The sequence below is a fragment of the Paraglaciecola sp. genome, from assembly GCF_039964565.1.
In the GTDB taxonomy this organism is placed as follows: domain Bacteria; phylum Pseudomonadota; class Gammaproteobacteria; order Enterobacterales; family Alteromonadaceae; genus Paraglaciecola.
The window spans coordinates 335,024-349,022 of the sequence record NZ_JBDVXF010000030.1; the positions used below are offsets into that span (position 1 = coordinate 335,024).

At 41.8% G+C, this 13,999-nt stretch carries 9 protein-coding genes; 7 read left to right on the forward strand and 2 right to left on the reverse strand.

Features of this window, described 5'->3' with window-relative positions:
• Positions 1–234: 234 nt before the first annotated feature.
• Positions 235–1,578: an AlkA N-terminal domain-containing protein gene (locus tag ABJK37_RS14630; RefSeq protein ID WP_348355303.1), complete on the forward strand. Its 1,344-nt coding sequence runs from the start codon at positions 235–237 to the stop codon at positions 1,576–1,578.
• Positions 1,575–2,063 carry a methylated-DNA--[protein]-cysteine S-methyltransferase gene (locus ABJK37_RS14635; protein WP_348355306.1) on the forward strand — a complete coding sequence of 163 codons (489 nt, stop codon included), beginning with the start codon at positions 1,575–1,577 and terminating at the stop codon, positions 2,061–2,063. Before ABJK37_RS14630 ends, ABJK37_RS14635 begins: the two co-directional genes overlap by 4 nt.
• Here the strand turns inward: ABJK37_RS14635 and ABJK37_RS14640 are convergent, their stop codons facing one another.
• The gene (locus ABJK37_RS14640) at positions 2,064–3,488 is read right to left on the reverse strand and encodes a diguanylate cyclase (protein WP_348355309.1); all 1,425 of its coding nucleotides are present in this window, start codon (positions 3,486–3,488) and stop codon (positions 2,064–2,066) included.
• Between the two features lie 329 nt (positions 3,489–3,817).
• Between ABJK37_RS14640 and glmU the strand changes: the two genes are divergently transcribed.
• The gene (glmU, locus tag ABJK37_RS14645; RefSeq protein ID WP_348355312.1) at positions 3,818–5,176 is read left to right on the forward strand and encodes a bifunctional UDP-N-acetylglucosamine diphosphorylase/glucosamine-1-phosphate N-acetyltransferase GlmU; all 1,359 of its coding nucleotides are present in this window, start codon (positions 3,818–3,820) and stop codon (positions 5,174–5,176) included.
• 159 nt (positions 5,177–5,335) lie between these two features.
• Here the strand turns inward: glmU and ABJK37_RS14650 are convergent, their stop codons facing one another.
• The gene (locus ABJK37_RS14650) at positions 5,336–8,335 is read right to left on the reverse strand and encodes a VCBS domain-containing protein (protein WP_348355315.1); all 3,000 of its coding nucleotides are present in this window, start codon (positions 8,333–8,335) and stop codon (positions 5,336–5,338) included.
• A gap of 434 nt (positions 8,336–8,769) precedes the next feature.
• Here ABJK37_RS14650 and ABJK37_RS14655 point away from each other — a divergent pair, with 434 nt between their 5' ends.
• From ABJK37_RS14655 to ABJK37_RS14670, 4 genes are all read left to right on the forward strand, one after another.
• Positions 8,770–9,699 carry a polysaccharide lyase family 7 protein gene (locus ABJK37_RS14655; RefSeq protein WP_348355318.1) on the forward strand — a complete coding sequence of 310 codons (930 nt, stop codon included), beginning with the start codon at positions 8,770–8,772 and terminating at the stop codon, positions 9,697–9,699.
• Positions 9,700–9,801: 102 nt separating this feature from the next.
• On the forward strand, positions 9,802–10,581 hold the full coding sequence (locus ABJK37_RS14660; RefSeq protein ID WP_348355321.1) for a DeoR family transcriptional regulator: 780 nt from the start codon (positions 9,802–9,804) through the stop codon (positions 10,579–10,581).
• A gap of 1 nt (position 10,582) precedes the next feature.
• On the forward strand, positions 10,583–12,415 hold the full coding sequence (gene glmS, locus ABJK37_RS14665) for a glutamine--fructose-6-phosphate transaminase (isomerizing) (RefSeq protein WP_348355324.1): 1,833 nt from the start codon (positions 10,583–10,585) through the stop codon (positions 12,413–12,415).
• A gap of 450 nt (positions 12,416–12,865) precedes the next feature.
• A complete protein-coding gene (locus ABJK37_RS14670; protein ID WP_348355327.1) occupies positions 12,866–13,348 on the forward strand; it encodes a hypothetical protein in 483 nt (160 codons plus the stop codon).
• Positions 13,349–13,999: the final 651 nt, after the last annotated feature.

Consider the following 13,999-nt stretch of genomic DNA (forward strand, 5'->3'; position numbering starts at 1 on the left):
GTTCAAAAGAGTCATAACTATATAAAACAAATAAGTCACATCATTCCTAAATTAGTTTGAATTAACCAAACAGTATTTATCTTAACTGTGGTTATTATCCTATGTGTTAGTGCTTGGAACAACAGCTATGTCTTCGGCAACAACCTATCAACTTAGATTGACTGCCGCTTTTGTCGCACTAAATGAGTAGAAGTCGTTAGAATAACAATAACAAAAGTACCGAAGCAAAAAATAATGAATGCAGATTATCAACAAGCGCGACTGACTAGAGATCCACGATTTGACGGCACATTCTTTATTGCTGTAAAAACCACTAATATTTTTTGTCGTCCAATATGTCCTGCCAATACGCCACTTGAAAAAAACGTCGAGTACTTTGAGTTGGCGCAGCAAGCCATGCATGCTGGGTATCGTCCATGCCTGCGCTGTCGGCCTGACAGTGCACCCCACTCTTTTGCTTGGGGTGGAGTGAATACTACAGTTAACAGGGCAATGCGTTTACTCAGACAAAACAGAGAACTAAACGTTCAAGAAGTAGCGGAAAAGTTAGGCATAACACCCCGTTACTTTCGTCAGCTGTTTCAGCAACATTTAGGCTTAAGTCCAAAACAATACCAATTATTTGATAAGGTATTATTTGCGAAACAACTGCTTCACCAAAATTGTTTATCAATTGAGCATGTTGCCCATGCCAGTGGTTTTTCCAGCGCGAGACGATTACAACAGAACTTCAAAAAAGTGACAGGTTTCACCCCGCAACAAATAAAACAAGGCAAACATCAACAAGACCAACTCCTCAACCTTAAATTGGCATTTAGGCCGCCTCTTAATTCTGCGCACATGTTAACGTTTTTGAGAATCAGAGCAATTCAAGGAATCGAAAGTGTCACTGAAAATACTTATTCTAGAACCTTTGTCATGGGCACAGATAAAGGTTGGTTTAGAGTGTCCATCGATGAGGTAAAACATTGTTTGAAGGTCGAAATCAGGCTTTCCAAAGTTGAAAAGCTAACCAGTGTTTTGAGTAATATTGAAAGAATGTTTGATCTCAATTCGGATACTGAAACAATCCACAAACAATTGCTAAACTGTGGCGTACCAAAAAACCGCTTAGTAACAGGGTTAAGAATACCTGGCGTATGGGATACATTTGAAGCAGGTTGTAGGGCAATTCTTGGACAACAAATATCCGTCAAAGCAGCCATTACCCTGTTATCACAATTAACCCATGAATTAGGCGAAAAAGAGGGGGAGCTTTACTATTTCCCAACTGCTGCTGCAATTGCTACAAGTGACCTCGCCTTCTTAAAAATTCCTAGCAGTCGTAGACAAACCTTACAGTTGTTCGCACAACACATACTTGATAACCCAAATGCATCTGTAGATCACTGGTTAGAAATAAAAGGCATAGGGCCATGGACAGTAGCCTATGGGAAAATGCGTGGTCAATCCAGCCCAGACATCTGGCTGAATACCGATCTAATCATAAAAAAGCAACTAGCGGAAATGAAAATAGAACCCGATTTAGCACGCCCATGGCGGAGCTACTTAACGTTACAACTTTGGAGCATGTCATGACAGAAATCAGTCATTTTATTGAATATCTAGATTCGGAATTTGGCACTTTACAAATATGTGCCGACCACAAAGGTCTTACCTCAATAAGTTTTGTGAAAAGCAACGCCAAAACAACCAATTACAATAAGTTTACCAAACAAGCAGTAACACAATTACAAGAATATTTTGCTGGCACCCGAACCCTGTTTGATTTGTCATTGAACCCTAAGGGAACGAAATTTCAACATCAAGTTTGGCAGCAGTTGCGTAGCATCGAATACGGACAAACCTGCAGTTATGCTGACATTGCAAAAGGAATCAATAACCCAAAGGCTGTGAGAGCAGTAGGTGCAGCCAATGGACGTAACCCACTGACTATCGTAGTGCCTTGCCACAGAGTCATTGGCAGCAATGGCAAGTTAACCGGTTATGCTTGGGGAACACCAATCAAAGCGGGTTTGTTGGCGCTAGAACAAAAAGTGGTAAAAGTCAGCCGCATTGAGTGACTAATCAGAATCGATTAACTGCATTTTGACCATGTTTCTACCATCTCGTTTGGCTGCAAAGAGTGCATCATCGGCCGCAGAAATAACTTCTGACATTGTCCGCGGAGTCGCAGTAAACGACACCCCAAAACTAGCCGTGAGTTGGATAGAAGTAGTACCTGTGGTGATTGTCATTGCACCTAACTTTTTACACAATTCCTGACATAATTCCGCTGCCTCATGAGGCCCAGTGTCTGGCATCAATAAGATAAATTCCTCGCCACCCCAGCGGCCTAAAATATCAGTTTCGCGTATGTTGCTTTGCAACATTTGCGCAACTTGACGCAATACTATGTCCCCAGCCTTCCTGCCGTGTGTGTCGTTGATGGGCTTAAAGTTGTCCAAATCAATTAATACTAAACTAACCGATTGTTTCTCATACATCAGCTCCTCAAACTTCAAACTAATGTTACTGCGATTGGCTAACTCTGTAAGGATATCGATTTGTTTAATTTTTTGAATATCCTTTTTGAAGTAATACAACAAATTGTAAATCAATAAAAACAATCCAAATATCACTGCGAGTAAAGTCACTACACTTAGGATAAAAGCGCGGCTTATTTCAGTTTGTCGAGATTGTAGAGGGGTTATGATATACAAAGTCCAGTCGAATGGTTGAATATTGAGTTCCGCAACTAACGCCTCTTGGCCATTGATTTGCAAAAGTAAATTATTCAAGGAGCCCTGCTGTTGTTCTGGATTTAAGCTTTGAAACCATGGTAAGTCAGCCAGGTTTTTGAAGGTAACACCTTTAATTAGCAACTCAGGATCAGACGTCAAAGTAATATCTTTATTCTGATCAACAAAGATAAAATCATACCCATAGGTTTTTTTGTATTCATTAAAAATTTGCGTAAATTCGTTAAGACTTTTACCTACACCAAATACCCCTAGAAAATTGTTTTCATCATCATAAATTTTTAAGTCAATGTAAAATTGAGGGTTTTGCCACTGGCCGATATCAGCCATGGCATTCTCGGGTTGTGCTTTATACCTGAAATACCAATCAACTTTCCCTTCAGTCAATTCAATTTTTTTTCCTTCTGAATCGTATTGAGTTCGACTGAGTTCGCTTGCGATAAAGAAATTTAGGGAAAACTCCTGATTTAAGCGGCGTAAGGTAGCGAAAATTTGCTCTTCATTAACTGCCGGATTGCGCATTAGTTCTTTTAGTTCTTTTGCTTTGGCCAATGTCTGCGAAATATGCAGAGGTTGCATAAGTTGCTCAACAATCAATCGTAAGGCAGGAGAATGAGATTGTTGCTGGGCTCTACTTTGTTCAGCAACTATTTTAGATACACTAATATGAATTAACGTCACAATAGAGACGACAACCACGGCAAACAGAATTAAGATACTTCGATGTAATGTACGGAAAATATTCACTGGCAACCTTGCTCTTAATTTCACCTAAACTGATTAGTCATACCTCATGCCCTTGAGGCAACACCACCATCATAGCGGAGAATTATCCATAGAGTCATCAGCATACCTGTTATTTTTACTAATCTTAAGGGAAAATCGATCACAATCATCTTTTAGCATAGCGATTTTAAGATTTTGTTAGAACTTCAACTAATTTAAAGCTTTATTTCTCTTATTTTTAAATCTAGAACTGAAATACTGACAGCAGATTCGCAAATAAGTAGAATGGGTAAACTCGTCACCAAGTGAAACCATAGTGGCGACTACATCACAATAATAAAGGAATTTACATGGCTTTTTCTGTAGTAGTTTTAGCAGCTGGTAAAGGTACAAGAATGAAATCTTCGCTACCGAAGGTATTGCATTCTATTGGTGGCAAACCGATGGTTCAACACATTATAGATACAGTTAATAAGTTGAATGCCACAAATATCCACTTGGTTTATGGTCATGGACGGCAACAACTACAAGATAGACTCAGCCACAATACATTGTCTTGGTGTTTACAAGATAAACAATTAGGTACCGGTCATGCGGTACAACAAGCCATTCCACACATTAAGGATGATGAAGATGTATTGATATTAGTTGGTGATGCTCCACTGATTAAAGAAACCACCTTAGAGCAGTTAATAGCCGTTAAAAAAAATGCCGACCTAGCGTTACTTACAGTAGAGCTAGATGACCCAACCGGAATGGGCAGAATCATTAGGCAAGGGGATCAAGTTACAGCAATAGTTGAACATAAAGATGCTTCGCTACAGCAGCGCCAAATTAAAGAAACCAACACTGGCATGATGATTATGGGCGGTAAAGACTTAAAACGTTGGCTGTCTAACTTGAATAATAACAATGCACAAGGTGAGTTTTATCTAACCGACATCATAGAAATGGCGGCTAAAGAAGGCAAATCGATTCAAGCTTCGCAACCCTCTTCTGCCATTGAAGTAGAAGGCATAAACAATCGAGTACAATTAGCTGCAATTGAAAGAGCCTATCAAATGGAACAAGCCAACGCGTTGATGATGCAGGGCGTCTCTTTATCCGACCCATCACGTTTTGATTTAAGAGGTGAACTAGAGGTTGGACAAGATATTAACATTGACGTGAATGTGATCATTACTGGCAAGGTTAAAATTGGCTCAAATGCCTCCATTGGCGCAAATTGTATACTTAGCGATTGCGAAGTTGCAGCAAACGCTGTAATTCATGCTAACTCCGTCATTGAACAAGCTGTGGTAGGGGAATATTGCAGTGTGGGCCCTTATGCTCGATTACGACCTGGCTCGGTAATGATGGAACAATCTAAGGTCGGTAATTTTGTCGAGATGAAAAAAACCACCTTAGGAAAAGGCTCAAAGGCTAATCATCTTAGCTACCTTGGTGACACAGAAGTTGGAGTAGGCGCCAACATTGGTGCGGGCACCATTACCTGTAATTACGACGGGGTGAATAAGTTCAAAACCATCATTAAAGACGGCGCTTTTATTGGGTCTAACAGTTCTCTTGTTGCTCCGACTGTAATTGGAGTGAATGCCACTGTTGGTGCAGGCTCAACTATTACAAAAGAAGTGAGAGACAATGAATTATCTATCGCTCGAGGTAAGCAGCGTAACTTAGAGTCATGGCAACGCCCGGTTAAGAAATAGTTTATTTTTGTTATTGAAAAACGAACTAGAATTGGACATCAAACCCAATAATTTAATAGCTAATAAAAAGCCCCGCTAAACTAGCGGGGCTTTGTGTTTAATAGTAGCTAAAGGCTGTTAACTATGACGTTGTCACGCTAACAGCGAATAGAACCAATTTTATTGCTCAGCTTTAACCACAGCTTGGAAGGTACTGGAGTTATATACCGAGTTTCCGTTGTTGTCAGGATCTAAATCGGTCCCATCACTATACCCTTGGAAATCATCTTCGAAGACTAAAGTCGTACCGGCAACGTCTGAGTAAATAGACACGTCATCCACTTTAAAACTAATATCATCTGGCAATATCGCTGTATTGTCGGCAAATCTAAAGGCAATAGCTGAAACCCCACCTACTGCCGCATCTGGCGATGAAAACGCTTCTGCGGTAACGCTAATACCATCTATGGTTACTGTTACCATAGGTGGTGTTACGTCATTGCCGGCTTCCCAGGTGATTTCTACATTCTGCCATTCGTCAGGAGTAAAAGGATTATTCACTACTATGTCGTCTTGGTCTCGCAACACAAATTGATCGGTTTGAATGCGTAAGTCTGCAATTGCGCGACCACTAGATGTACTGTGGGAGCTGTTAAATAAAGTAACATAGGCGTCTTTAGCTGCAAGTTCATCATTGGTTTCAATAGCATTAGCTGGCTTATTAAACGATGCCACTAACTTACCCACTAACATTGGCGATTCGAATCGATATCTAAGTTCTCCTGAGTCACCAGAGTCAGTGTCGGTAATGGCTGCAATCAGGTTACCATCGAAGCTACCACCATCACCATTACTACCATTGTCAGAGCCGCCATCAGAACCTCCGTCCGTACCACCATCTGCACCACCATCCGTGCTACCAGAGTTAGACGTAACCACAGCTTGGAATGAACTAGAGTTGTATACAGAGTTGCCATTGTTATCAGGATCGAGATCTGTGCCATTGCTATAACTTTCAAAATCGTCTTCGTGCACTAAGGTTGTACCTGCAACGTCTGAGTAAATCGCTATATCGTCGACTTTAAAACTAATATCATCAGGTAGAATTGCTGTGTTATCTGCAAATCTAAATGCTACTGCTGACACTCCACCGACTGCGGCATCTGGAGAAGTAAAGGCTTCTGTAGTCACACTCACACCATCAATTGTGACAGTTACCATAGGCGGCGTAACATCGTTACCGGCTTCCCAAGTGATCTCAACATCTTGCCATTGGCCGGGTGTAAAGGGATTACTAACCACAATATCGTCTTGGTCTCGCAGCACAAATTGATCAGTTTGAATACGTAAATCTGCAATAGCTCTGCCGCTAGAAGTACTGTGCGCGCTATTAAACAAAGTGATGTATGCATCCTTAGCCGCTAACTCATCGTTAATTTCAATTGCATCTGCTGGCTTATTAAATGACGCGACCAACTTACCTGCAAGCATAGGTGATTCAAATCGATATCTAAGTTCACCTGAATCGCCAGAATCGGTATCAGTAATGGCTGCAAATTGGTTGTCGGTTGGCGTATCAACCACACCGTTTATTGGTTCGACTACCGCTTGAAAAGTACTTGAGTTATACACTGAAGTCCCATTGTTATCAGGATCAAGATCGTATCCATCGCTATAACTTTCAAAGTCATCTTCATGCACTAGAGTAGTGCCAACAGCGTCAGAATAGATCGAGATATCATCTACTTTGAAACTCTTATCATCTGGAAGAATCGCAGTATTATCTGCAATTCTAAATGCAATAGCTGCCACACCTCCCACAGCAGCATCTGGAGACGAGAATGCTTCAGTGGTAACACTCACACCGTCAATAGTCACGGTTACCATAGGTGGTGTCACATCATTAGCGGCTTCCCAAGTCACTTCTACATTTTGCCATTCACCCGGAGTAAACGGATTATTAACAACAATGTCATCTTGGTCCCGAAGAACAAACTTATCTGTCTGAATACGCAAATCTGCAATGGCTCGGCCGCCACTGGTGCTAGTCGCTTCATTATAGAAGGTGATGTAAGCATCCTTAGCCGCAAACTCATCGTTTATTTCAATCGCGTCAGCGGGCTTGTTGAATGATGCAACTAACTTACCCGCCAACAACGGGGCATCAAACTTGTATCGTAGCTCTCCAGTATCACCAGAGTCAGTATCACGAATAGTCGCGATTTTTTCGTTGATATCTACGCCTGTAATCGAAATAACTAAACTAGCAACTGTTCCGTCAACTGATTCAATAACAACAGTATCGTCAACTGAATCACTCGAATCCGCTAAAGCTGCTATGGTGGCATCAGAGGTATTAAGGGAGTATGACCACTCACCCTCTTCATCTATTGAAAAAGTACCATAACTCGTTGTGGTATCAGTTTGACTAACTAAAGCGTCGTCACCGGCGTCTACATCGATTACTGTGATGGAGCCAGATTGAGCAGAACTATCGTTCGTTACTGTAACAGCAAGCTCATCAAAGGTTGCCGGGGTATTTGCCACGCCGACAGGACCCGTCGCTGCGGACGTCAAACTTTCAGTAAAACCATCATCATCGGTATAACTTACCGCGACGGTAATAACTTGACCATCAACAGCAGGAGTGAGTTGTAAAGAGGCACCAGTCTCGCCTTCGATAGCGACTCCATCTGCTGACCAAACATAAGACAACTCACCTGGTACGCCGTTACCATCTACAAGAGATGCATTTAGAATCGAATCTTTATCTGCAGCATCACCAACAATAGTTAACTGCCCTATTTCATTTGCTATTATTGCCTCAGAAGAAGCCGAAACCACAGTTTCTATAAAACCTGCGCCATCGGTGTAAACAGCAGAGACAGAGAGCGTCGACCCCGCGTAATCGTCAGAGATCACATAGGAAGCACTAGTCGCACCTGAGATCGGAAAACCGTTGGCATTCCACTGGTATAAAGTACTTGAGTCATTAATTCCGTCTGAATCACTGATAGTTGCAGTCATTGTGACGCCATCAACCAAATTGGCCGAATCAGCAGAAATTGACACGCTACCTTGGCTATTATTTGCCCCATTTAATGTAGAGTCATCGTCGCCACATGCAGTCATTAAAGCAGCACTTAACGCACATAGAGTAAATACTTTCAACTTCTTCATTGTTCATCTCTCTTTGAATTGAAGTTTGTTATGTTTGGCACTTTTGACTAAATAAGGTATTACCAATATCAATTAATGACATAACCAAATACAAACAAAATATTATAACCAAAACAAAAAACACTGTTTCCTTAGTATGACATGAGACCACAAAGAGATAGATCTTTCTAGCCAATTTTAACGTAAAATTACAAATATTTTACAAAAACAAATCTATCAAACAACTTAACACAACGCCAAAAACCTACAATTCCCCTTAAAAACAAGAGATTAAGAGTTATTACCAATTTAATTTTATCTTATTACCAATTAAAAATAGACATGTTATAAACAGTATTACCACTTCTTTTAATCACAAAAAAATGCAGGTATATTTACAAATTAATTGTGATTTAACTGTTGTCTCACTCATCCAAAAATAGGGTCCCTCAATTATGCATTCGTATTACCAAAAAATTTCCTTGTTATTCGTTGCCGTACTCTTCTGCCCATTGGTGATTGCAGACGACTTGCCGACACTTAACCCTAAAGTCCCTCCGGGATTAAACTTCGACTTATTAGACTGGAATCTAAGTCTGCCTTTAGATACCAACAACGATAAAAAAGTGGATGTCATCCCCGAAACATTTCTAGCCAAGGGGTTTCAGCTAGCGCCATATTTCTATACTGCTGCAGATGGTGGCATGGTCTTCACTGCTTTTGTAAAAGGTCCTAAAACCTCTAAAAACACCAAATATACTCGCTCAGAATTGCGGGAAATGTTGCGCCGCGGTAACACGCGCATTAAGACCCAAGGGGTGACGGAAAATAACTGGGTGTTTAGTAGTGTTAGAGGTAAAACACAAAGAAAAGCGGGCGGCGTAGATGGGCGCTTAGAAGCCACCTTAGCAGTCAACAATGTCACAGTAACTGGCGATCCTAAACAACTAGGTAGAGTAATTGTTGGGCAAATACATGCCAAAGACGACGAACCAGCAAGAATTTATTACCGTAAATTACCTAATAATACTAAAGGTTCACTCTACTTAGCTCATGAACCACGTGGTGGAGATGACCAATATTATGAATTTGTAGGCTCGCGTTCCAGTAACGCAAAAGATCCAGAGGATGGGATCGCACTCGATGAAAAATTCAGTTATATCATTGACGTACAGGGCGATGTGTTAACTGTCACCCTAAGTAGAGAAGATAAAGATGACATTACTCATACAGTAGATATGCAAAACAGTGGCTATCACAAACGAGATCAATATATGTATTTTAAAGCCGGTGTATATAATCAAAATAGCACCGGTGTTGCAGAAGATTATGCTCAGGCAACCTTCTACCGTTTAGTCAATTCACATAAAGGTTATGAACATTAATCCTCTTAGCAATTGAGTGATTTTAGTACACACACTTCGGAATACTTGCATTTCAAAAGTTTTTTATTACAATAAGTTTCAAATCGAAACTTATTGTAATCTATGCAAAAGCGAAACACCCAACAAAGAAGACGTGCCATAGTTGAACAGCTTAATTTAGCTGGCGAGGTAGCAGTTGATGAATTAGCCAAACTTTTTGGTACCTCAGAAGTTACCATTCGAAAAGATTTAATCGAACTCGAAAGCAACGGTTTACTCCTGAGAAAATTCGGTGGAGCAATTTTACTACCCGTCAGTTCATCTGAGTTAAGTGACGAAAAAATATCTCCTCGAAAAAAAGCCATAGCGGCTATCGCGGCCTCTCTAATCAAAGACCACAACCGCATTATCATTGATAGTGGCAGCACCACCGCAGCCATATTGCCGGAACTAAAACACCACACCGGCTTGTTGGTTATGACTAACTCACTACAGGTAGCCACCTATTTATTAGAACAAGAAAACGAACCTAAGGTACTCATGACGGGTGGAACTTGGGATACACAATCCTTTTCATTCCAAGGAAAAATGGCAGAGCTAGTATTACAAGAATACAATTTTGACCAAGTGTTTATTGGTGCAGCAGGGTTAGACCCTCAAAAGGGTACGACCACTTTTAACGAGTTAACCCAGTTGAGCCGAGCCATGGCAAAAGTGTCGAACCAAGTAGTAGTAATGGCTGAATCTGAAAAGTTACAACGTAAGATACCCAATGTAGAATTGCCATGGGATGTTATTTCGGTGCTAGTCACCGACGACCAAATACCAGCGGCTATAAAACAACAAATTGAACAATATGGTGTAGAGGTTATCTGCGCTAACACAACAAAGATTGGAGCTTAATATGTGTGGGATTGTAGGGGCCATTGCCGAACGTAACGTAGTTGAAATATTATTAGAAGGTTTACGACGCTTAGAGTATCGAGGATATGACTCAGCCGGTGTTGCCCTAGTCGATAGCCAAAATAATCTGACTCGCACTAGGCGTATTGGTAAAGTCAAAGAACTTGCCGATGCCCTGCATCAGCAACCCGTAAAAGGCAGCACAGGCATTGCACATACGCGTTGGGCTACGCACGGGGGCGTTACCGAAGCCAACGCCCACCCACATTTTTCAGCAGAGCGTATAGCCGTAGTCCACAACGGCATTATCGAAAACTATCAAAGGCTACGAGAAGACTTAACGCAACAAGGCTATGGCTTTACTTCAGATACCGACACCGAAACCATTGCCCATCAAGTTCATATTGAACTAGACAGCTGCGGTGATCTGCTCAAGGCAGTACAAAACTCAGTCGCCAAATTTCACGGCGCCTATGGCACTGTTGTCATGGACAAACAAGATCCAGAGCGTTTAATAGTGGCGCGCTCAGGTAGCCCGTTGGTCATTGGTTTAGGTATAGGCGAAAACTTTATTGCCTCAGACCAAATGGCGCTTTTACCGGTTACCCGCCGTTTTATGTTTTTAGAAGAAGGCGACGTTGCCGAAATCACTCGCACCAGCATAACCATTTATGACCAAGCCGGAGCGCCAGTAGAGCGCGAAATTGTAGATTCTGACGTAGAACATGATGCAGGCGACAAGGGTGGTTATCGTCATTACATGTTGAAAGAAATCCATGAACAACCTCATGTAATTCGCAATACCTTACAAGGCAGACTCACAAGAACAGGTATCAACGCCAACATCTTTGGCCCCAACGCCGATAAAATTTTAGCTGACATTGACCATATTCAAATCATTGCGTGTGGCACCAGCTACCACTCAGGCATGACAGCCCGTTATTGGTTAGAGCAATACGCCAACGTCTCTTGTAATGTCGAAATAGCCTCGGAGTTTCGTTACCGTAAATCTTACGTTCATCCAAAAAGTTTAATCGTGACTATTTCGCAATCAGGCGAAACCGCCGACACCCTAGCTGCGCTGCGACTTGCTAAAGAACAAGGCTATGCCGCAAGTTTAACTATATGTAACGTACCAGGCTCGTCTTTAGTTCGAGAGTCAGATTTAGCCTTTATGACACTAGCAGGCGCAGAAATTGGGGTGGCATCTACCAAAGCATTCACCACTCAGTTAACCGGCTTTTTAATGTTGACCCTAGCAATTGGACAACACAGGAGCATGAGCCAAACTGATCACGACCATATAGTGAACGCCCTACATAGCCTACCCGCCAAATTAGAAGAAACCCTCGCATTAACCGCAGGTATTAAAGACTTAGCAGAAGAGTTTGCCGATAAACATCACAGCCTCTTTTTAGGCCGTGGCGACCAATACCCCATAGCAATGGAAGGCGCGTTAAAGCTAAAAGAAATTTCTTATATACATGCCGAGGCCTACGCGTCTGGCGAGCTTAAACACGGCCCATTGGCCCTAATCGACGACGAAATGCCTGTAATAGTGGTAGCGCCAAATAATGAGTTATTAGAAAAGCTCAAATCAAACGTTGAAGAAGTGCGCGCCCGAGGCGGAATCATGTATGTGTTTGCAGATAAAGAAGCCAACTTTAAAGGCGACGACACCATGCGAGTAATCAACGTCCCTCATTGTGAAGCCGCGGTAGCGCCTATTGTTTACACCTTACCATTACAATTATTGTCTTATTATGTGGCAGTAATAAAAGGTACCGATGTCGACCAACCACGCAACCTAGCTAAAAGTGTGACTGTAGAATAAGTATTAGAATGTAAGACATTACTGTTGATTCTAGATGAAGTTGGCAACGTCTAAATAAAGATGGACGCAAATTAAAAGGGCTCAAAGAGCCCTTTTAATAGTCGTATGGGAATTGAAGTATATCCTAAACAGGATTTATCATAGCCTCAACTAACAGTCTCCGATATAGAGCGTAGCCAAAACTGACTGACTCTTATGTGCCATTTGCAGAAGTTAAGAAGGATTGAGGTGACAGGCAGCTCTGAGCCTAAAAGCGGTCGATAGAAAATTCGAACCATCAGACTATTTTGAGAGTAGAATAATCATAATTTTAATCAAACTTGACTGACGGCAACGAGCGATAATCGTGATTTGCACTTTATGACTGTGAGATGGCGCATCGATTTTTTACCTTTCTAGAATTTGTACTAAACTCATTTCTTTTGAATTATTCAGAAGCGAGATTTAAATATGCAATACAACAAAGGCGTGATTGTCGGCGTCACGCGGACAAGCGATGGAGAGCCAATGGGCAATTGCCTGCTGCGGTTCTACGGCATCCAAAAGAACCGAAATTGGCTTGAGATAACAGATAATCGCGGCTGCAAGCTCACCCAGTACAATATGCTTAAGTCCGACAAAAATGGGCGATTTCAAATCAAGTTTCTGTGGCAACGGGCCGATTTTGCGGAGTTTGGCGACAAACCTAGAGCGGTAATATGGGCACTAGGTCCGGAAGGCAGCAGGCTGAAAGGTGATAACTCAGAACCAGTCTATATTGCCCCCAATATTGGGTCGATGGTCACCAGCATTCTGCCTTCCTCGCTTGGGCCCACCGATGCGGCGGGTATGGCAGGATACAAGTTGCCCGGGGCTTTTTCGTCCATGCTAACACCGCGGCTAAGCGTGGGCGACTACGTTGCCGCCAGCATTTGTGATGTTTGGCTCGAATAAGCCGTTAACCTTTGCGGCGAAAGAATAAATCAGGCTTATGTCTTCTTTGTCATACTTGCCATACAAATGGTTTCATCAACTGGCGCATTTCTTGAGCATAGCAGTCATTTTGGAATTGAATCAGGCAGCTGTGAGCCTAAAACCGGACAGTCGAGCGTGAAACCTCACTGAGAAGTTTGTGCCAATTGCGGTCATTCAGGGGTTCTATTCTATCCGCAAGTTGCAGCGGCTCTGACCCCGCAGTTACATCTAGTTTATTCTCCCTCTTAGCTGTCAAACTCCTCAGCCGGCCATTATTTATATCGGCTACGATCCCTTTTATTACGCAAGCTTTTACCAAGCTTTTACCAAGCTTTTACCAAGCCACCCATAACAATTTGACTAAATAAAAAGGCAAACTAGGCTTTGATGAGCCTTTTATTTTACCAAGCCACCCATTATTTTACCAAGCCACCCATAACCATTTGACTAAATAAAAAGACAAACTAGGCTTTGATTAGGAAATAAATCAAAGGATTGATGTCATGCCTCAGCAAGCTTTTACCAAGCCACCCATAACAATTTGACTAAATAAAAAGGCAAACTAGGCTTTGATGAGCCTTTTATTTTACCAAGCCACCCATTATTTTACCAAGCCACCCATAACCATTT

What these genes read in the sequence shown, in the direction of transcription:
- ABJK37_RS14630 (WP_348355303.1), top strand. Translation starts at nt 235, where the DNA reads ATGAATGCAGATTATCAACAAGCGCGACTGACTAGAGATCCACGATTT.
- ABJK37_RS14635 (WP_348355306.1), top strand. Translation starts at nt 1,575, where the DNA reads ATGACAGAAATCAGTCATTTTATTGAATATCTAGATTCGGAATTTGGC.
- glmU (WP_348355312.1), top strand. Translation starts at nt 3,818, where the DNA reads ATGGCTTTTTCTGTAGTAGTTTTAGCAGCTGGTAAAGGTACAAGAATG.
- ABJK37_RS14650 (WP_348355315.1), bottom strand. Translation starts at nt 8,335, where the DNA reads ATGAAGAAGTTGAAAGTATTTACTCTATGTGCGTTAAGTGCTGCTTTA.
- ABJK37_RS14655 (WP_348355318.1), top strand. Translation starts at nt 8,770, where the DNA reads ATGCATTCGTATTACCAAAAAATTTCCTTGTTATTCGTTGCCGTACTC.
- ABJK37_RS14660 (WP_348355321.1), top strand. Translation starts at nt 9,802, where the DNA reads ATGCAAAAGCGAAACACCCAACAAAGAAGACGTGCCATAGTTGAACAG.
- glmS (WP_348355324.1), top strand. Translation starts at nt 10,583, where the DNA reads ATGTGTGGGATTGTAGGGGCCATTGCCGAACGTAACGTAGTTGAAATA.
- ABJK37_RS14670 (WP_348355327.1), top strand. Translation starts at nt 12,866, where the DNA reads ATGCAATACAACAAAGGCGTGATTGTCGGCGTCACGCGGACAAGCGAT.